The organism is Ruminococcus flavefaciens (assembly GCF_900116855.1).
GTDB classification, from domain to species: domain Bacteria; phylum Bacillota; class Clostridia; order Oscillospirales; family Ruminococcaceae; genus Ruminococcus; species Ruminococcus flavefaciens_R.
The window spans coordinates 260,175-277,728 of the sequence record NZ_UETD01000002.1 but is presented as its reverse complement, the minus strand read 5'-3'; the positions used below and the strand labels follow the sequence as shown (position 1 = coordinate 277,728).

Here is a 17,554-nt window from a genome sequence, read left to right as displayed (position 1 = left end):
TTTAGGAAAGGAGTTTGAGGAAGAACCCTTTTTCAAAAGGGTTTTCCTCAATATCACTTGTAAAACTTCTATAAGAGTACCGTCCTTATGTATCAGCCTTATTTTTATTTGGTCTCTTTTCTGATGACAGTGCCCTTGGGGAAAGTCAATTCAGACTTGAATGAGAACTTCATCATTGCGTGGTTGGCAGTCTCGATCTCCTCGCCGTTTTCGTCATAGAGCTTGTCAAGGATAAGCTCCACGGGCTTCTGCGAGGGAGCGAGAAGCTCCACGGTATCACCTGCGAAGAAGCGGTTCCTCTGAGTACAGTAAACCATGCCGTCCTCACAGCTTTCCACAACTGCAACAACATCATAGTTGCGGATATAGCCACTGTTCTCATAGTACTGTGACTCCTCGGGAGTACCGAAGAAAAATCCGTTGCAGTACTTTCTGTGGCTTACCTTATATACCTCGTCTCTGATCCAGTCGGGGAGAACGAAGTTGTCCGGATCTTTGTAATAGTGGTCAACAGCCATGCGGTATGCATTGGTAACAACAGTTACATAATAAGCAGACTTAGCTCTGCCCTCGATTTTCAGGCTTGTTACGCCTGCCTTTGCAAGCTTGTCGATATGCTCTATCATGCACATATCCTTTGAATTAAGGATGTATGTGCCTTTTTCGTCTTCAAATATTGGGAAGAACTCGTTGGGGCGCTTTTCCTCTACAAGATGATAGCCCCAGCGACAGGGCTGAGCGCATTCGCCGCGGTTTGCGTCACGGTTCACGAGGTACTGTGAAAGGAGACATCTTCCCGAGAATGAAACACACATCGCACCGTGTACAAAAGTCTCGATATCAAGATCGGGACTTGTTTTCGCTCTGATTTCCGCGATCTCATCAAGCGACAGCTCTCTTGCGAGAACAACTCTTTTTGCGCCCATGTTATAGAGCTCACGGGCAGTAACATAGTTTACTATGCCTGTCTGAGTAGAGATGTGTATCTCCATATCGGGGGCATATTTTTTTATGAGCATGAGAAGTCCGATATCGGCGACGATAAGAGCGTCCACCTTAGCCTCAACGGCTTCCTTTACGAACTGTTCAAACTGAGGGATCTCATTGTTTCTCGGTAGTGTGTTGCAGGTGAGGTATACCTTTACACCCTTTGCATGAGCCGTTTCCACGGCTCTGCAAAGCTGCTGAAAATCAAAATTCATCGGTGAGGAGCGCATTCCAAACTGTTTGCGTCCGAGATACACAGCGTCCGCACCGTAATCAACGGCGGCGGTGAAACGCTCCTCATCACCTGCGGGTGCAAGGACTTCAAGTTTATTCATCAATATTCCTCCGCACGGGCAGCGAGCTCTTCTTCTTCCTTGCGCTGTTCCTCTTCGAGCTCATACTGCTGTTCGTCAGCCTTAACCTGAGCCTTCTTCATTTCGTGCTCATCGTTGGTCTTGGAGAAGAATGTCTCCTGAGTATAGATATTAGCAACAAAGTAGAAGTCATCGGTCTGCATCTTGGCAAGAACTGCATCGATGGCGTCAAGACCGGGGCTGCATATAGCTCCGGGCGGGAGTCCAACACAAACATAGGTGTCGTATGCATCGAGCATTTCCTGATTTGATACGGCAAGTCTTGGCTTTATAACGTCATAAGCATAATTCTTTGTAGGGTCAGACTGAAGCTTTCCGGCTGTTTCTTCAGGCTTTTCAAGTCTGTTCCAGAAAACGCCTGCAACGTGCTCCATATCCTCTCTGTTGGGAGCCTCCTTCTGAACGATGGAAGCGAGAATGATAAGATCGTTGAGTGAAAGATTGAGTTCCTTCATTCTTGCAAGACGCTCGTCGGTCATCTTCTGGTCGAAGTTGAAGTATATCTTCTGGCAGACCTGTTCAGGTTCCATCTCTTTGGTAAAGGTGTAGGTATCGGGGAAGAGATATCCCTCCATACGGGCATCGGCAAACTTTGAAGCATTGGGAGTCTGAGGAAGCTCGTTCTCAAATCTGTATCCGAAACCGCCTGAGTTGAACTGGAACAGGAAATCATCGGACTTGCAGACTCCTTCCTCCTCGAGTATCTGTGCAGCATCAAATATGTTTATTCCTTCGCGGAAAGTTATTGTGACAGCTTCCTTGGCTTCTTCTTGCTCTTCATTGGTGAGGGTATCAATAATGGTCTCATAAGCCATATTCGGACTTACGAAGTGCTCACCCGGGAGATAGATATCGTTTTGCTTTCTGAGCTTAGTGAACATCTGGAAGCATTTCGGTGAATTGATTATGCCCTCCTCGTGGAGAAGCTCGGATATCTGTTCGGTAGTAGCTCCCTCGGGAACTATTATGAGCTTTGTACTGTCGCTCTTGCCGATACCGAGCATATCTCTGCCGAAAGCGATAATCACCATGGAGAGACAGATGGAAACGGCGAATATTGAAACAGTGAGAATAAGGACTCCCGGGAGCCTGCTTCTTCTCTTTTTCTTCTTTTTCTTATGGTGAACGCTGTTCCTCTTGACAGCAGCGTTGTTTCTCATGGGAACGGGATCACTCACGGGAGGTCTCTGTGCAGGGCGCTTGGGGGCATCAGCCGCAGGCTTTTCCTCGTTCTGAGCAGTCCTCGGACGAGGAGCGGCAGCTTCACGCTGGAGAGGTGAAGCCATATGAGAGACAACAGGTCTCGGAGCAGCAGGCTTCTGAACAGCTTCCTCCGCCTTTTCAATTATTTTTTCAGACTCTGCTTCTGTTTTTTTCTTTTCATTATCGAGCTGATTAAGAATATCGTTGATAACGTCATTATTCTTATTATCAGGCATTGCAGAGCACCGTCCTTTCTTCAGTTACTATCATATCGACTCTCAGGTCGTGCTGCATGAGGGGGAGCTCGCCGACGATAAGCTCCTCATAGATGAGACCGATAGTGTATATATCGGGATTATCAAGGATAAATTCGTCGTAGTATCCGCCGCCGTAGCCTATCCTGCCGCCCTCCTCCGTGAATGCAAGTCCGGGGACTATACATACGCTGTCGGATGTGATAACAGGCTGGGGGAGTGAGCTGTCAGGCTCGGGGATACGGTACATACCCTCATGGAGGTCTGCCACAGACTTTATAAGATGGAATGTCATGGAGCGTTCCTGACCGCATCTTGGGAGTGCAACGCTCTTGCCCATCTCAATGAGCTTGTCAATGAGCAGATATGTATCCACCTCCGAACCGAATGAGGCATAGAGGAGGATATGGTCCGCATTGGCGATCTTTTCTTCTTCAAGGAGCCTTTCGATGATGTCCATATCCTTTGAGACCTTGTCTCTTATCTCGGCACGGGTGTGGGAGTATTGTTTTCGCAGTTCTTTTTTATTATCCATATCAGTCGCAAAGTATAGCGTTACGCTGTCGGAGGCTTTCTTCCTTTGAATGTACCTTTTCAACAAGCTTCAGACCGAAGTCAACGGCAACACCTGCGCCTCTTGCAGTTATGAAGATACCGTCCTCGGCAACACCGCTGTTTCCGATGTTTGCGCCTGTGAGCTGAGTTTCAAAGCCCTCATAGCATACAGCGGTCCTTCCGTTTAGAAGCCCCTTGTGACCAAGGATAGATGGCGCAGCACAGATAGCGCCGATGTACTTGTTGTTTGATACGCAGTGATCTATAGCTCTCTGAACGTAATCGGACTTTTCGAGATTTAGAGTTCCGGGCATACCTCCGGGGAGAACTATCATCTCGAGCTCGTCAGTGAGAGGAGCCTCCTGAGCGATGGTATCTGTCACAACGGGGATACCGTGTGAGCCTCTTATGATATTGTCGCCGACACCGACAGTCACCACATCCTTGCCTGCACGCCTGAGCAGGTCGATGGGAGCGATGGCTTCGGTCTCTTCAAAACCGTCTGCAAGAAAAACGTAGATCATGATCTGTTCCTTTCATTTAAATGTAGCAATGTATTTTTTCAGGAGAAAAACAGGGTGATAGGACTGCTTGGCTTTTCTCAGTCCCTCAAGTCCCAGATCCTCCTCGCGATTGATATATTTATAGTCTGCGGCACAGGCTTTTGCAAAAAGGTTGTTTATGCCTGCATAAATGCCGCTGTAAGACGTATCCGCCTTTTCGATGTGGACGCAGAAGGTCTCATTATTGAGCCTTTCACCGATGGTAAAGGCGGCGACCTTGCCGTTTACCCTTATGACACTGCCTTTCAGGCCGAGCTCATCAAAATAGCTGAAATAGGTATTGATGGCGTACTGCTCGGCGATAAAGGAGTGGTCCATATCCTCGGGCTTGCTGTTGTATTCAACAGCGCTGAATGTGATACAGTCGTCGAAATCCTTTTCTGTCATCAGCGAGAATTCGGCGCCTATTTCATTGAAACGGGCAAGGTGGTTCCTTTTGCCGTGGAATTTTCTTCCTGCCAGCTCAATGAGGTCTGTGGAATTATAGATGTAATCCCAGTCGCCCTCGTCTGTATCCACAGTGAAGCTGTCGGGAAAAAGTTCATTCAGCATTGCCAGCGTCGGCTCGGTGATGCCTGCGATTTTTAGCGGCTTGCCGAGAGAGTCGGCATATTGTTTCATCTCATTGATAACTTCTTTATAGTCTCCCTCACCTGAGGGAAAGAAAAATCTCGGTATACCGTCTTCGGAGCGGAACGAACAGCAGATGTAGAAGCCCTTGTGAAAGGCTATCTGCGAATCGCCCAGACGTTTCCACGCCATATTATTGGCAAAGCTGTACTCGCAGCCCATGAATTGTGAATGTTCAAGAGCGGCAGTTATCCTGTCCTTGTCGGTTATATCGATGTCTCTGAATCCAAGCATTGTTCCTCCGTGGGGTCATTTTGCTTTCATGGCTGAAAAATACTCTTTTACTTCCTTCATTTTGCCGCATGACATCTTTCCCTCGGGACATTTGCCCTCTGCTACGCAGGACGGACCTGCATGGGAGAAGATGTGGGGAGCGACTTCAAGGCACAGCCTCAGCATTTCATTAGCCACAGCGCGTATTTCCCACTGTGCGCGGTTGCAGCAGCGGTGACGGAAGAAATTGAAGAGGGAGCGCACATTCATAGTTACGACTATCTTTGTCTCACAAGCATTGGGGAGGATGAACCTTGCGTCCTCGTTGGCAAGCTTTGAAGCCTTGGAACGGGCAGACTTCTCATCAAGTCCCTGTGCCGTGAATTCCTCTATATGCTTATCAGTGAGAAGCTTTACCAGCTTTTCATAGCTTTCGGTTATCTCAGAAATGACCCTGTCGTATTCCTCCTTAGCCTCGGGGACCTCCTCGATAGCGGGGGGAGTGATGAATTCAAAGCCGTTTTCATTAACATATCGCTGGCTCTTTTGTGAGTAGGAAGCGATACGATGCCTTACCAGCTGATGTGAGCAGGCTCTTGAGATGCCCTCAACACCGAATGTGAAACAGACGTGTTCCATAACACTCTCATGACCGATGGAAGCGAGCATATCGATAAAGCCCGATATCTTGTCCTCGGTGAGGCCGTCTCTCAGTGACTCGATGTCGCTGCTGGAGTAGCAGAGCTTGGCAGCTGTTGCAACAAGCTTTTCAGGCTCGGGGGTGTATGACAGAAGTTTGACTTTCATTGAGACACCTTCCTTATTTATAATAATGCATATACATTTATTGTATCATTTCTCAGTCATTAAGTCAAGGAAATAACATAAAAATAATTAAAGTAATTTATTTAATAAGTTGAACAGGTGACAAAAAGGAAAAAATTTTCGTTTTGCTATGGACAAACCGAAAAAAATGTTGTATAATAAAACAGTATCTGGAATCTACAATTATATCGGAGGAATATTACAGATGAATAAGTTTAATAAGTTCGCTGCTGCAGCTGCAGCATTTGCTCTTGCTGTAACATCAGCAGGCTGCGGTGCGCCTGAAGCAATAACTATAGGTAAGGGAACTCAGACAGCTCTTACTATCGACGGTTATGAAGTACCTGCGGGCGTGTTTATTTATAATGAAATAACAGCATATAACAATGCAGCAAATGAGCTCTATGCAAAAAACAAAACAGAGCCCTCTCTCGAGGATGTTAAGAATGCAACTATCGAGGATATGTCGGCAACTGAGTGGATACAGAACAAGGCTGTTGAGGCTTGTAAGGATTTTGTTGCGAATGAGAAAGAGTTCGAGAAGATCGGTGAGTCACTCTCCGCTGAGGAGCTTGACAACATAAAGAAACTTGTTTCTTCAAACTCGGGCAGCGAGATGTTCAGCGAGAACGGTATCGGTGAGGAGTCTCTCAGGAAGATAATCGAGAATTCCTACAAGCAGGAGGCTATCTTCAAGCATTATTACGGACTTGGCTGCGAAAAGGGCTGCACAGAGGACGAGCTGAAGGAGTACTTCCAAGACAAGACCACAAGACTAAAGTACTTCACCATCAATCTTCTTGACGAGAACGGCGAGAAGTACAGCGACGAAGAGATCCGTACACTCAATAAGATGGCAGATCAATATGTAAAGGAGATCAACGCAGAGAAGACCGACAAGGCTAAGCTGGCAAAGATCGACGAGTGTGAGGAGGAGTATAACGAATACGCTGCAAAGCGTGCCGAGGAAGCTGCAAAGAAGGCTGCCGAGGAAGCGGGCGAGACTTATACTACTACCACCACAACAACGACTACTGCCGCAAAGGATGCGACAACAACTACTACAACGACCGATCCCTACGAAAAAGAGATCACGATGACAAAGTACACAACCACAACAGCCGACGAGAGCAATCCTGTTACAACTACCGCATCAGCTGAGGCGGAGGCTTCTATGAAGGCTTTCCGTGATTATAACACATATGTCTTCGACGGACTTGATTATTACAAGGCTGAGAAGTATCAATACGACGAGAACACTATCTATATCATTATCAAGGCTGATATCAAGGAGCGTATGACAGAAGACGACCTCTGGAGCGAGGAGAATGTTGAGGCACTTCTCAGTGAGCGCTATTACAGCGATTTCACAGACATGATGAAGAGCATTGCTGAGGGCTATGACTCCAACAGAAATACTTCTGCTTTCAGAAAGTATTCGCCTTTCAAGCTGAAGCTTGAGACCGACAAAAAATAAGTGATTAATTAAAGGCTGCCGAAAATGGCAGCCTTTTTTATGCGTTTTTTCTTTTCTGGAGTCTTACATCCTCGCCTTTGAATTCAAGGCAGGAGTACTCTGAGATTATCCTTGACATCACGCGCTTGTCGTATCTGCGGGAAATACCGGAAAAATCAAGATTTGTACTGATTATGGACGGCTTGCGGCGGTTAAGTCTGGTATTGATGATGTTGTAAATAGTTGCGTTGTAGAACGGAGTTTCGTACTCAGTGCCCAGATCGTCGAGGATAAGCAGGTCTGTGTCCATGACAAGGTCTATCATCTCCGAGGAATGATCGTGACTGAAGTGCTCCTTTTCTATACTGCGCAGAATGTTTATTGCTGAATCATAAATGACGCCGTAGCCCTTTTCGAGCACCTTATTTGCTATGGCAAGGGATAGGTGAGTCTTGCCCAGTCCGGTCTGACCGAACATCAGTATGCTCTTTGAGTCTGGAGTGAAGGTCGCTGCATACTGCATGGTGTACTCCAGTATCTTCTTCATTGCCGAGTAGTTCTCTCCCGAATAATATGTAAGGGAGAAGCTGTCAAAGCTTGAAAGGCTCAGCTGAGAGTTTTTGTTGAGCTCGTCCGCAGCCAGTTTTCCGCATATCGTCTTGAAGCAGTCACAGAATTTGCTGCCGTTGTAGCCTCTGTCGCAGCACTTGGGGCAGGTGTAGTGCATATCGAGGTAGTCCTCAGGATAGCCGTACTCGGCGAGGATCTTTCTTGACATAGCCTGAGCGCCGAGATTGTACTGTTTCAGCTGCTCCACCTTATCGGAAATATCCTTGCCTTTGCCATTGGAAATAATGGAGATAAGTTCTTTTCCCGTATTGAAAATGACCTCGTTGATCTCCCGTATCTGGGGGATCTTTTCGTTTATCTCGCGGATACGCTCCTCATTTTCGGTCTCAGCCTTTTTGCGGCGCAGAGTGAGGATAGCCTGTGCTTTATCGAATATTTCGCTGTCCATTATGACCTCCTCAATACAGGAATTTGTTTATTACCGACTCGTATTGTTCGATATCCGGGTCATTGGCGTTCTTTTTGACGCCTGTTCGTTTCTTTTTGTATTCGCTCTCGGCAGCCTCAACGTCCTGAACGGTCTTGAACCCGCTGTCCTGCCATGAGATGAGTATCTTGTTTATGTAGTTGAAATTGAGTTTGTTTATCTGCTCGATGGTCTTTTCATATGCCAGTCTTATGAGATCGAGGCTGATGCCTGCGTTTTTCCACTGCTGAATGAACTCGTTCTGTTTTGTAGTGGGACGGCTCTGCATCTGAAAAAGCTTCGCTATCTTTGCGGAGTACTCCTTGGAGGCGTTCATGCGCTGTATCTCGTCCTGAGCTGCATTGATGGTGTTGATATCATTTTCAGCCCACACGGAAGCGATCTTTTCCATATAAGCTGTATTGATCTTCTCGATGGAAGCGCAGTAGGAGATAAGGGTGATTATGACCTCTTTTTTCAGTCCGAGGTGGTCGTACATCCATATCATAGAGTTCATCTGGCTGTTTTTGAGTGCGCCGAGAATGCTTTCCGCGATCTTGAAAAGCTCTCTTATATCCTGAGAACCGTCCATGATAGCCGCGATCTCCGAGCCGCTGAGATTAGTCTTATGGTCGGGCATGGGCTCCGGGGCGCTTTTTGCAAGGGGCTGCGGCTGGACCGCCTTTACCTCGGTCTGCTGAGGCATTATGGACTGTATGCCTGCCGAGCCCGTGTTTGCCTGCGGACTGAGAACGTTTGCCTGCTGCCAGAAGATGACAGCCTCCTCAGTCTCATCGGCAGATACCCCCGTGTTTGAAGATATCTCCTCGGTGGAGCACAGCTTCCCCGAGCATCTGAGCAGATACAGAAGCACCTTTATCTGATTGCCCGAAGCAAGCTTGAGAAAGTTATCGGCAACTATTGAAGGGACACCAAACATTGCTCCCCATATACCGCAGTTTACCTTGAATTCCAATAAAGACACCTCCGAAAAAATACTGCAAAAGCTATTATAACATAAAAGGACGAAAATATCAAGATGCTCGGAGCGATAATATTTACAAATGTTACATTGATTTTTTTCAGCAGTTATCCGTGAGAATTTCAATAGCTTTTCTGTACTTTTCTGTGCGCTCTGCGGTCTTTTCGGAGCTTCGCACCTGATTATTCCTGAGACGTGAGATATCGGAGTTATGTCTGAGGTCCGCAAGCTTGACGACAGAAGCGGCAGGGGACTCCTTTATTTTTCTGATATAGTCAAAGTAATCCGGATTCTTGTCATGTGTCAGAAGCTTCAGCGCCTCCGTGACCTCAACCGGGAACTCCTTTTCAAGCTCTGCGATGGTAATGTCGGTGTCCTCGGCAACATCGTGGAGAAGTGCGATACAGACCGTTATCTCGTCGGTCATCTGCTCTGCGAGATGGAAAGGGTGGAAGATGTAAGGGAGACCGCTTTTGTCGGTCTGACCGTGGTGCGCGTCATATGCCAGCTTCATTGCTTTGCAGGTAAGGTCGGTATAAATCATTTCAGAGTCTCCTTGTTGGCATCAATGAACTCCATGAGCGGCTTGCGAATGATAAGTCCGCGATTTTCTGCGAACCATTCATAGGACTCCGTCAAGGAGCGTGACAAAGGCGTCAGCACGGGCATAAGTTCCAGCATTTCGGCAACATCAAGAGCGTATTCGTAGTCATAAAAGGGGAAATAGCTCCTCTGAGGGATATCATCGTATACTTCATTGAATACGGGAATTTCGCCAACAGTCTCGTAACAAAGATTTACCCACTCTTTTATCGTGACAGCTTCGGGATAGCCCACGTTGAAAATGTGTTTTTTCGGCTTCTTTTCAATAAGAAGCTCCACAAATCGGCACATATCACCGATATGGAAGAACTGGAGCTTCATACTGCCGTCCTTAGGGAGATAAAATGACCGTCCCTGCTCTGCACATTCAAATACAAAGGCTTCGCGGTGAAGATTGTTCATGGGACCGCATAAATAAGGCGGACGCAGGATATAGGCATCAGGGACTCTGCTTCTCAGTGCCTGCTCGGCGGCGATTTTATCCGTGCCGTATTTTCCCCATATGGAGTTGACACCGATACTTCCGTCCTCTTTGAACGGCTGAGGCAGGGTTTCGGGATAGACCGCACTGGAGCTTACGAGGATGTAGCATCCGAAGGTTCCGAGACCGTCCAGTAGGCAGTTGACATCGTCGGCGTTGTAGGCAGTTACGTCAATAACCGCATCAAAGTGTCGGTTTCTGAGTGTGTCACCGAGAGAGTGACGGTCGGCAATAATTGGTGTGACATTTTTGGGCTGCGGTTTTGTACCTCTGTTGAGAACGAATACCTCGTGTCCCATAGATGCGAAGTATCCGGCAGTATAGCGGCTTGCAAATACAGTTCCGCCTGTTACGAGAATAACCATAGCTTCCTCCTAATTATAATTGATATGATCATTATAACATAGATCGCGGACAATAGCAATAAAACTGAGGTAATATGTTAAAGCTCATAAAGAAGTACAGTCGAACTGCTTTTTCAGCTTCCCTATGGCTTTTTTCTCGATCCTTGAAACGTATGATCGTGATATCCCCAGCTTCTTTGCGGTCTCATTCTGAGTGTGGGGAGAGCTGCCGTAGAGACCGTAGCGGTAGGTGATTATCTCAAGCTCGCGCTTGTCAAGGCAGGTCTGTATGAAGCTGTACAGCTGACGGGAGCGGATAAGGATATCCACCTGTTCATGGATATCCACTCCATCGTCGATAAGGTCCATAAGAGTGAGGGTGTTTCCGTCCTTGTCTGTCTCAACGGGCTCGTTTATATACACATCTCCTGCTGATTTTTTTGCGGCGCGGAACTGCATAAGTATCTCATTTTCGATACACCTGCTTGCGTAGGTGGCAAATTTTGAGCCTTTTGTATAGTCAAAGGTCGACACAGCCTTGATAAGCCCGACGGTTCCCACAGAGATCAGTTCATCCTGTTCATCGGCAGAGAAAGCGTACTTTTTTACGATATGGGCTACAAGCCTGAGATTATGCTCGATAAGTCGGCTCCGCGCCTTGCTGTCACCGCAGAACATGGCTTCAAAGCATTCCAGTTCTTCTTTTTTTGACAACGGCTTTGGAAATACGGATGAGTTTTCGACATGAAGGGCGAAGAAGAATAGATTTCGCAGCAATTCCATTAACATATAAGGATACCTCCCGAATTATCATGTGATATTTTATGCATAAAGGCATGGACAATATATTCAAATAAAATCAATTTACTGACTTTCGCGTATTATTTGCTGTTAAAAATTACGGAAAAAAGCCAAGCTAACTATTGACTGAGAGCGATAAATATTATATAATAATAGTGTATGGTTTTTGAAAGATCTACTCTTGCCTTGTGTTTACGGGCGAATGAATTCGGAAGAAGTGATAAATTGAAGAATTATGTTTCAGCTTCCGTGCTTAGCGCGGATATGCTTGAGCTGAAAAATGAGATAAAAAAGCTTGAAAAAAGCAGGATAGATATGCTACATTTCGATGTTATGGACGGCATTTTCGTGGATAATATCACATTCGGTCTCCCTGTTCTGAAACAGGTGAGGGCAGCTACGGATATGACCCTTGACGTCCATCTTATGATCACCGACCCAATGAAGTACATAGACAGCTTTGCAGATTTCGGCGCGGACATCATATCATTTCATATCGAGAGCGAGAGTGATACAGCTGCTGTCATCGATAGGATACACGAGCGCGGTCTGAAGGCTGCTGTTGCTCTGAGACCTGCTACCCCTGTTGAGAGCGTGTTCAAGTATCTTTCCGATGTGGATATGATACTCGTTATGACCGTGGAGCCGGGCTTCGGCGGTCAGAGCTTTATTCCCGAAACTCTTGACAAGGTAAGAGCTGTAAGGAATAAGATAACAGAACTTGGACTTGATGTGAATGTTCAGGTTGATGGAGGCATAAACGCCGATACGGCTGCCGCAGTGAGGGCGGCAGGAGCAAATGTCCTCGTATCGGGAAGCTATCTGTTTGCGGCGGCGGATATGGCAGCCGCAGCTGATTCTCTGAGGGAAGACAGATAATGCAGAAAAAAACAAGAAAAGAGCGCCTTATCTGGCTGGATATCATGATAACACTCCTCACTCTGGAACTAATGTCCTACTTCTACTATGGTATCCGATCGGTTTTCCTTGCAGGTATATGCGTTGTCACAGGTTTTGTGGCGGAGCTTGTTTCTCTGCGCTTTATGAAGCGTAGTTTTACGGCAGATGACCTTACCTGTACATCCGATGCGCTCATACTTGCACTGATGTTCCCTGCGGTAATGGACTACCATATCTCCGTTATTGCAGTACTTTTCGCTATATTAGTTGCAAAGAACCTGTTCGGCGGACGTCTGAACATGATATTCTCGCCTGCGGCTGCGGCATTTGTATTTGTCCTGACCTCATGGGACGGGCAGCTTTTGCAGTACACCGAACCTCATGTCAAGACGGGGCTGTTTGAGACCCCGACAAATCTGGTAAGGTCCGCTTCCTATGTTTTTGATCATACGGGAACATTTGACCACTCGGATTTTGAGGTTCTTCTCGGCAATTTCAGCGGACCTGCGGGTGCTGTCAGCATACTGCTGCTTGTGGTCGCTGCAATCGTTCTCATGATGAGAAGAAGCATCTCTGCCGGAGCATTCCTCGGTACTATTTTCGGTACGGGGCTTTTTGCCGTAGTCACACCAATGGTAAGCTCCAGAGCAGACTCGCTGAAATATTCGCTTGTTACCAATATGGTGCTGTTCTCGGCGATATACATTGTTTCGGACCTGAGAATTGCTCCCAAGCGTGATTATTACGCCTTTTTCTACGGGCTCTTCATCGGTGTCATCTCCTATGTACTTGTTCTTACGGGAGCCAAGGAGAACGCTATAGTCATTGTATCCGTACTGTTTACGCCTATTGCTCTCGGCTTCAGACATCTTGAGAAGAAGATAGATACAGCCGAACAGGAACACTCCGAGGTTAACGCCGGGGAAGCTGCTGTGACTGCGGCGGGAGAGGAGGCTGCTTCTCATGAATGATCGTAAAAAAGCAATGTTTGGCGGAGTCCTTGGCGATAACATCGTCCTGTCGGGACTCATGGTGATATCACCTGTGATAATCTGCGGTGACACATTGAAGAATGCGGTCGCACTTATCTATGCTTTTTCGGCAATAACATTTCTCTCGGTGCTCATATCGTCATTTGTGCCCAAGAAGCTGCCCTACACGGTAAAGGTCATTATATATGCGCTGATATCGGCTCTTGTCTATATCCCCGTAAAGCTTGCGGCGCAGGAATTCTATCCCGAGTCCATAGAGCGTATCGGGATATACTATCCTCTTCTTGCGGTCAACTCCCTCATAGTTTTCCAGACTGAGGCGAAGTTCTTCCGCATGAAGAAAACGGATATGATAATCTCACTCATAAGCTGTATAGCCGGCTTTGACATCGTTATGCTGATAACGGGATTTCTCCGCGAGCTGTTCGCTTACGGTACCATCAACAGCAGGATAGTCGATGTGAATACACTTATCGGCGGACTCTCACAGCCCTTCGGAGGATTTATTTTCCTCGGGCTCATGTGCGGTGTTTACCGCTTTATCAGGGGACTTGTCTCCAACAATAATAATGTAAGGAGTGACGCGGATGTTTCTGATAAATGACCTCATTGCCCTCCTTGCAGCCAACCTGATATTATCACAGGCGCTGGGAACAAGTACAATTTTCATTGCGGCTGGCAGCAGGAAAAATCTGGTCGCCACCGCAGGAGTAATAACTATTTTTACCACTGTCGGATCGGCTGCGGCTTATCTGATAGATCTGGTCCTTCAGCCGTCGATATCCGATCTGAGACTGCTTTTCTACACAATGGTCATAGGAGTGCTTTATGCTGCACTTCTTGTGGCAGTTTACAAGTTCGGCAGCAGGTGGTTCGAGGAGCTTCGCAGATACATCCATTTGTCTGCTTTCAACTGTGCTGTTATGGGAACGCTCTTTACCATCAACAAAAGAGCATCAATGGACGGTACGGTTTTCAACCTCGGGGGATATGTTACTGCGGGATTTGAAGCGGGTATAGGCTTTATCATTGCGGCTCTCATACTTACAGCCGCATACAGAAAGCTCAATTCATCAAAGGTACCGGCTTCATTCAGGGGATTTCCTGCAATGCTTGTATATCTTGGAATTATATCAATGGCAGTATATTCGCTGAAGTAACTGTAATATACTGATATAGGAGAGTTAGTTTAATGAAGTTCAAGAATAAAGGTAGGAAGATCTATAAGACAAAGGAAAAGAATTATTACGGAAAGAGCCCTGTTGGCAAGGCTTTCTCCGTAGGTCTTACGGTCCTTCTCATCGGCGGAATAGTGTTTATTGGCTACAGTGTTGCCGAGCCGCTTATAAACTACACAAAGAAAAAAGGCGACAGCACTGCCGAATCTGAGATGATCGCTTCCGACACTACACCTACAGACGAAAACGGAGAGCCTGTCACAGAAGAGGGGGCAGCGCCGCAGGTGCCTGTCAGTGCGGAAGTGTACAGAGCCTATGCACTGGACCCTCTTGACATCGCGGACGCACAGTCCATAAAGGCTGCTCTGAAGCGTGTTCCCTCGGAGGAAAAGATCGAGTACATCGAGGTCCCTCTGAAGGTCAGCGGCGGCAATATCTATTATGCCACCAATAATTACTACGCAACTTCATCGGGCGTGATACAGTCCTACACCAAGCTCAGCGAAATAGTTTCGGCTATTTCTTCCGAGGGGTATAAGCCTGTTGCTCTCATCAGCACCTTCAACGATAATATTATCCCAAATTATTTCCGCGATATGAGCTATCTGACCGTAGATGACGGCTCGCAGTGGATAGACAATGACATCAACGCAGGCGGTAAGCCTTGGATGACTCCCTTTTCCGAATCGGCTGTTGAATACAACACCGATATTGCCGAGGAGGTAGCTCAGGCAGGCTTTGAAAGAGTAGTCTGCTACGATTTCGTTTTTCCCGATTTCCGTCCCAGTGATGTTGAATTCCTCGGTGAAAAGGTGGTGAGCCCCGACAGGTACATGGCGCTCACATCGGCAGCGAATATGATGTATGACAAGATCATGACAGAGGGCTCGAAAATGATGCTGGAGGTCAATGCCTCCGACCTGCTGAAGGGTAAGAATGATGTTCTTCAGCCCATGCTCCTGAAGGTCAATACTATCATACTCAACATTGACCTTGACCTTATGAGCTACGGAGTATACACAGGGGACACTGTCTACGAGTTCACGGGAACTCCTGCCGAAAACGTCAGAAAGATGCTTGATCTTGTAAGCGAGGACGTTTCCGACTTTAATGTGGCTGTCCGCGTTTCGGGTACCACACTCAGCACACAGGAAATGCTTGAAGCAAAGGAAGAGATCGTCGGGTACGGTTTCGATTCATATGTACTCGGCTAAAAAATAATTCCCGATCTAAGATCGGAGAACGGAGCTTATTATGGCAGAGAATTTTAAAGTTTCGCTTCAGAGCGTCATAGACGAATTCAAGCTTGAGGCGATATACGTTCACAAGGACGCCAATGAACTGATGATCGACGAGAACGACGTAAACCGTCCGGGACTCCAGCTCATGGGGTTTTATGAGTACTTCAATCCCGAGCGTATACAGATCATCGGAAAGATGGAATTTGCGTATCTTTCAACTATCGACGAGAAGACAAGACGCGAGCGCCTTCAGCTTCTCTTTGCCCAGCGTATACCTGCTCTCATAATCACAAGAGAGCTGCCATATTTTGCTGAGATGCTGGAGCTTGCCAAGGAGTATGAGGTGCCTCTGCTCAGAAGCAAGGAGAGCACCTCAAACTTCATCGCAGGTCTTATCGCTTATCTCAACCTTACACTTGCGCCCAGAATAACACGCCATGGCGTACTTATCGAGATCTACGGCGAAGGCGTTTTCATTACAGGCGAGAGCGGCGTAGGTAAGAGCGAGACTGCCATAGAGCTTGTAAAGCGCGGACACCGCCTTGTTGCGGACGATGCTGTTGAGATCAGAAAGGTGTCGAATATAAGCCTTGTGGGAAGCTCTCCCGACAATATCCGCCACTTCCTTGAGCTCCGCGGTATCGGAATTATCAACGCAAGACGTCTTTTCGGTATCGGTGCTGTAAAGATGACAGAGAAGCTTGACCTCGTGGTGGAGCTGGAGCAGTGGAATTCCGAGAAGATCTACGACAGAATGGGCGTAGATACCGAATATGTAAGCCTTCTCGGGGTAAAGGTACCGTCCCTTACGATCCCCGTAAAGCCCGGACGTAATCTTGCGGTCATACTTGAAGTAGCGGCTATGAACAACAGACAGAAGAAGATGGGCTATAATGCTGCCCGTGAGCTTCTCAACCGCCTTGGCATGGAGTCCGATGCCAAGGAAGTAGTCCGTGATTATGAGGCATTCTGACAGCCTCCAATATTCTTGAATAATTCAGGGGGAAACTATGATAGACATAAGTGAATTATCACAGCTCTGCGATAAGCTGGGCTGCAAGATAACACCCGAATGCTCATTGAGCGAATATATAACCTTCCGCTTCGGCGGACCATGCAGAGCGCTTATCAGCGTTAATTCCGCAAAATCAGCAGTTGAGCTCATAAAGTTAATGAAGGAAAAGAATATAAGATACGGAGTTCTCGGACGCGGAAGCAATGTACTGGTATCCGATGAGGGCTTTGACGGCGTGATACTGCTTTTCGGCAGTGATTTTGCCCGTATCGAGGTCAACGGCAATACCATCCGCTGTGATGCAGGTGCCCATCTTGCAGCAGCCTGTGTTAGAGCGCAGCAGTCGGGACTAACAGGAATGGAGAACCTTTTCGGTATTCCAGGCACTGTGGGCGGTGCCCTTTATATGAACGCAGGCGCCTATGGCAGCGAAATGAAGGATATAGTGGTTTCGGCGGAATATATTGACGAGGACTGCAATATCAGGACGATCAATGCTGAGGATATGGAGCTTTCATACCGCAGAAGCTTCTTCTCCGATTCCGAAAGAGTCATTACTTCTGTAACTATGGAACTGAAAAAAGGTGATCCCGAGGAGATAAAGAACGCTATGTCAGAGTGTATGGCAAAGAGAAGCGCTAAACAGCCTCTCGATTACCCCAGTGCGGGAAGCACTTTCAAGCGTCCCGAGGGAAGCTATGCTTCGCTTCTCATCGATCAGTGCGGTCTCAAGGGGCTTACCTGCGGAGGGGCTATGGTCAGCGAAAAGCACAGCGGCTTTGTTATTAACAAGGGCTACGCTACCTGTGCTGATGTACTGGAGCTTTGTGATAAGGTCAGGGCTATCGTCAAGGAAAAAACCGGCTATCTGCTGGAACTTGAACCCGTGATCCTAAGATAGTCTGGATAATAAGGAGATTT

19 protein-coding genes are annotated in these 17,554 nt (G+C 47.2%); 8 read left to right on the top strand and 11 right to left on the bottom strand.

Annotation, left to right across the window (positions count from 1 at the left end; translation table 11 throughout):
* Positions 1 to 104 precede the first annotated feature (104 nt).
* Genes DSZ37_RS01370 through thyX form a run of 6 tightly spaced genes read right to left on the bottom strand, consistent with a single transcriptional unit; the run spans position 105 to position 5,586 of the window.
* Entirely contained in the window at positions 105 to 1,322 is a 1,218-nt protein-coding gene (locus tag DSZ37_RS01370) for a peptidase U32 family protein (protein ID WP_109725181.1), read from the bottom strand.
* The gene (gene mltG, locus DSZ37_RS01365) at positions 1,322 to 2,800 is read right to left on the bottom strand and encodes an endolytic transglycosylase MltG (RefSeq protein ID WP_109725180.1); all 1,479 of its coding nucleotides are present in this window, start codon (positions 2,798 to 2,800) and stop codon (positions 1,322 to 1,324) included. Before mltG ends, DSZ37_RS01370 begins: the two co-directional genes overlap by 1 nt.
* On the bottom strand, positions 2,793 to 3,353 hold the full coding sequence (locus DSZ37_RS01360; protein ID WP_109725179.1) for a 5-formyltetrahydrofolate cyclo-ligase: 561 nt from the start codon (positions 3,351 to 3,353) through the stop codon (positions 2,793 to 2,795). The genes mltG and DSZ37_RS01360 overlap by 8 nt, the downstream gene beginning before the upstream one ends.
* A gap of 1 nt (position 3,354) precedes the next feature.
* Positions 3,355 to 3,897: a DJ-1 family glyoxalase III gene (locus tag DSZ37_RS01355; RefSeq protein ID WP_109725178.1), complete on the bottom strand. Its 543-nt coding sequence runs from the start codon at positions 3,895 to 3,897 to the stop codon at positions 3,355 to 3,357.
* Between the two features lie 12 nt (positions 3,898 to 3,909).
* Entirely contained in the window at positions 3,910 to 4,800 is an 891-nt protein-coding gene (locus DSZ37_RS01350; RefSeq protein ID WP_109725177.1) for a DUF2156 domain-containing protein, read from the bottom strand.
* Between the two features lie 15 nt (positions 4,801 to 4,815).
* Positions 4,816 to 5,586 carry an FAD-dependent thymidylate synthase gene (gene thyX, locus DSZ37_RS01345; protein ID WP_109725176.1) on the bottom strand — a complete coding sequence of 257 codons (771 nt, stop codon included), beginning with the start codon at positions 5,584 to 5,586 and terminating at the stop codon, positions 4,816 to 4,818.
* 223 nt (positions 5,587 to 5,809) lie between these two features.
* Between thyX and DSZ37_RS01340 the strand changes: the two genes are divergently transcribed.
* Positions 5,810 to 7,081, top strand: coding sequence for a hypothetical protein (locus DSZ37_RS01340; RefSeq protein WP_109725175.1), 1,272 nt, complete (start codon positions 5,810 to 5,812; stop codon positions 7,079 to 7,081).
* A gap of 37 nt (positions 7,082 to 7,118) precedes the next feature.
* Here the strand turns inward: DSZ37_RS01340 and DSZ37_RS01335 are convergent, their stop codons facing one another.
* From DSZ37_RS01335 to sigK, 5 genes are all read right to left on the bottom strand, one after another.
* Complete coding sequence (locus DSZ37_RS01335; protein ID WP_109725174.1) at positions 7,119 to 8,078, bottom strand: ATP-binding protein; 960 nt, start codon at positions 8,076 to 8,078, stop codon at positions 7,119 to 7,121.
* Between the two features lie 10 nt (positions 8,079 to 8,088).
* Positions 8,089 to 9,072, bottom strand: coding sequence for a DnaD domain protein (locus DSZ37_RS01330; RefSeq protein ID WP_109725173.1), 984 nt, complete (start codon positions 9,070 to 9,072; stop codon positions 8,089 to 8,091).
* A gap of 106 nt (positions 9,073 to 9,178) precedes the next feature.
* Positions 9,179 to 9,622: an HD domain-containing protein gene (locus tag DSZ37_RS01325; RefSeq protein WP_109725172.1), complete on the bottom strand. Its 444-nt coding sequence runs from the start codon at positions 9,620 to 9,622 to the stop codon at positions 9,179 to 9,181.
* Positions 9,619 to 10,527, bottom strand: coding sequence for an NAD-dependent epimerase/dehydratase family protein (locus DSZ37_RS01320; RefSeq protein WP_109725171.1), 909 nt, complete (start codon positions 10,525 to 10,527; stop codon positions 9,619 to 9,621). The genes DSZ37_RS01325 and DSZ37_RS01320 overlap by 4 nt, the downstream gene beginning before the upstream one ends.
* Before the next feature lie 84 nt (positions 10,528 to 10,611).
* The gene (gene sigK, locus DSZ37_RS01315; protein WP_109725170.1) at positions 10,612 to 11,295 is read right to left on the bottom strand and encodes an RNA polymerase sporulation sigma factor SigK; all 684 of its coding nucleotides are present in this window, start codon (positions 11,293 to 11,295) and stop codon (positions 10,612 to 10,614) included.
* A 237-nt stretch (positions 11,296 to 11,532) separates the two neighbouring features.
* Here sigK and rpe point away from each other — a divergent pair, with 237 nt between their 5' ends.
* The 7 genes from rpe to murB are packed head-to-tail and all read left to right on the top strand — an operon-like array spanning position 11,533 to position 17,534.
* Positions 11,533 to 12,186: a ribulose-phosphate 3-epimerase gene (gene rpe, locus DSZ37_RS01310; RefSeq protein WP_109725169.1), complete on the top strand. Its 654-nt coding sequence runs from the start codon at positions 11,533 to 11,535 to the stop codon at positions 12,184 to 12,186.
* Entirely contained in the window at positions 12,186 to 13,178 is a 993-nt protein-coding gene (locus DSZ37_RS01305) for an RnfABCDGE type electron transport complex subunit D (protein ID WP_109725168.1), read from the top strand. Before rpe ends, DSZ37_RS01305 begins: the two co-directional genes overlap by 1 nt.
* Entirely contained in the window at positions 13,171 to 13,803 is a 633-nt protein-coding gene (locus tag DSZ37_RS01300) for an Rnf-Nqr domain containing protein (protein ID WP_109725167.1), read from the top strand. Before DSZ37_RS01305 ends, DSZ37_RS01300 begins: the two co-directional genes overlap by 8 nt.
* Positions 13,787 to 14,359 carry an Rnf-Nqr domain containing protein gene (locus DSZ37_RS01295; RefSeq protein ID WP_109725166.1) on the top strand — a complete coding sequence of 191 codons (573 nt, stop codon included), beginning with the start codon at positions 13,787 to 13,789 and terminating at the stop codon, positions 14,357 to 14,359. Before DSZ37_RS01300 ends, DSZ37_RS01295 begins: the two co-directional genes overlap by 17 nt.
* Before the next feature lie 32 nt (positions 14,360 to 14,391).
* Entirely contained in the window at positions 14,392 to 15,591 is a 1,200-nt protein-coding gene (locus tag DSZ37_RS01290; RefSeq protein ID WP_109725165.1) for a putative glycoside hydrolase, read from the top strand.
* Between the two features lie 40 nt (positions 15,592 to 15,631).
* Positions 15,632 to 16,591, top strand: coding sequence for an HPr(Ser) kinase/phosphatase (gene hprK, locus DSZ37_RS01285; protein WP_109725164.1), 960 nt, complete (start codon positions 15,632 to 15,634; stop codon positions 16,589 to 16,591).
* Between the two features lie 37 nt (positions 16,592 to 16,628).
* On the top strand, positions 16,629 to 17,534 hold the full coding sequence (murB, locus tag DSZ37_RS01280) for a UDP-N-acetylmuramate dehydrogenase (RefSeq protein WP_109725163.1): 906 nt from the start codon (positions 16,629 to 16,631) through the stop codon (positions 17,532 to 17,534).
* Positions 17,535 to 17,554: the final 20 nt, after the last annotated feature.

Coding starts and splice junctions, on each gene's coding strand:
- DSZ37_RS01370 (WP_109725181.1), bottom strand. CDS start 1,322: ATGAATAAACTTGAAGTCCTTGCACCCGCAGGTGATGAGGAGCGTTTC.
- mltG (WP_109725180.1), bottom strand. CDS start 2,800: ATGCCTGATAATAAGAATAATGACGTTATCAACGATATTCTTAATCAG.
- DSZ37_RS01360 (WP_109725179.1), bottom strand. CDS start 3,353: ATGGATAATAAAAAAGAACTGCGAAAACAATACTCCCACACCCGTGCC.
- DSZ37_RS01355 (WP_109725178.1), bottom strand. CDS start 3,897: ATGATCTACGTTTTTCTTGCAGACGGTTTTGAAGAGACCGAAGCCATC.
- DSZ37_RS01350 (WP_109725177.1), bottom strand. CDS start 4,800: ATGCTTGGATTCAGAGACATCGATATAACCGACAAGGACAGGATAACT.
- thyX (WP_109725176.1), bottom strand. CDS start 5,586: ATGAAAGTCAAACTTCTGTCATACACCCCCGAGCCTGAAAAGCTTGTT.
- DSZ37_RS01340 (WP_109725175.1), top strand. CDS start 5,810: ATGAATAAGTTTAATAAGTTCGCTGCTGCAGCTGCAGCATTTGCTCTT.
- DSZ37_RS01335 (WP_109725174.1), bottom strand. CDS start 8,078: ATGGACAGCGAAATATTCGATAAAGCACAGGCTATCCTCACTCTGCGC.
- DSZ37_RS01325 (WP_109725172.1), bottom strand. CDS start 9,622: ATGATTTATACCGACCTTACCTGCAAAGCAATGAAGCTGGCATATGAC.
- DSZ37_RS01320 (WP_109725171.1), bottom strand. CDS start 10,527: ATGGTTATTCTCGTAACAGGCGGAACTGTATTTGCAAGCCGCTATACT.
- sigK (WP_109725170.1), bottom strand. CDS start 11,295: ATGTTAATGGAATTGCTGCGAAATCTATTCTTCTTCGCCCTTCATGTC.
- DSZ37_RS01305 (WP_109725168.1), top strand. CDS start 12,186: ATGCAGAAAAAAACAAGAAAAGAGCGCCTTATCTGGCTGGATATCATG.
- DSZ37_RS01300 (WP_109725167.1), top strand. CDS start 13,171: ATGAATGATCGTAAAAAAGCAATGTTTGGCGGAGTCCTTGGCGATAAC.
- DSZ37_RS01295 (WP_109725166.1), top strand. CDS start 13,787: ATGTTTCTGATAAATGACCTCATTGCCCTCCTTGCAGCCAACCTGATA.
- DSZ37_RS01290 (WP_109725165.1), top strand. CDS start 14,392: ATGAAGTTCAAGAATAAAGGTAGGAAGATCTATAAGACAAAGGAAAAG.
- hprK (WP_109725164.1), top strand. CDS start 15,632: ATGGCAGAGAATTTTAAAGTTTCGCTTCAGAGCGTCATAGACGAATTC.
- murB (WP_109725163.1), top strand. CDS start 16,629: ATGATAGACATAAGTGAATTATCACAGCTCTGCGATAAGCTGGGCTGC.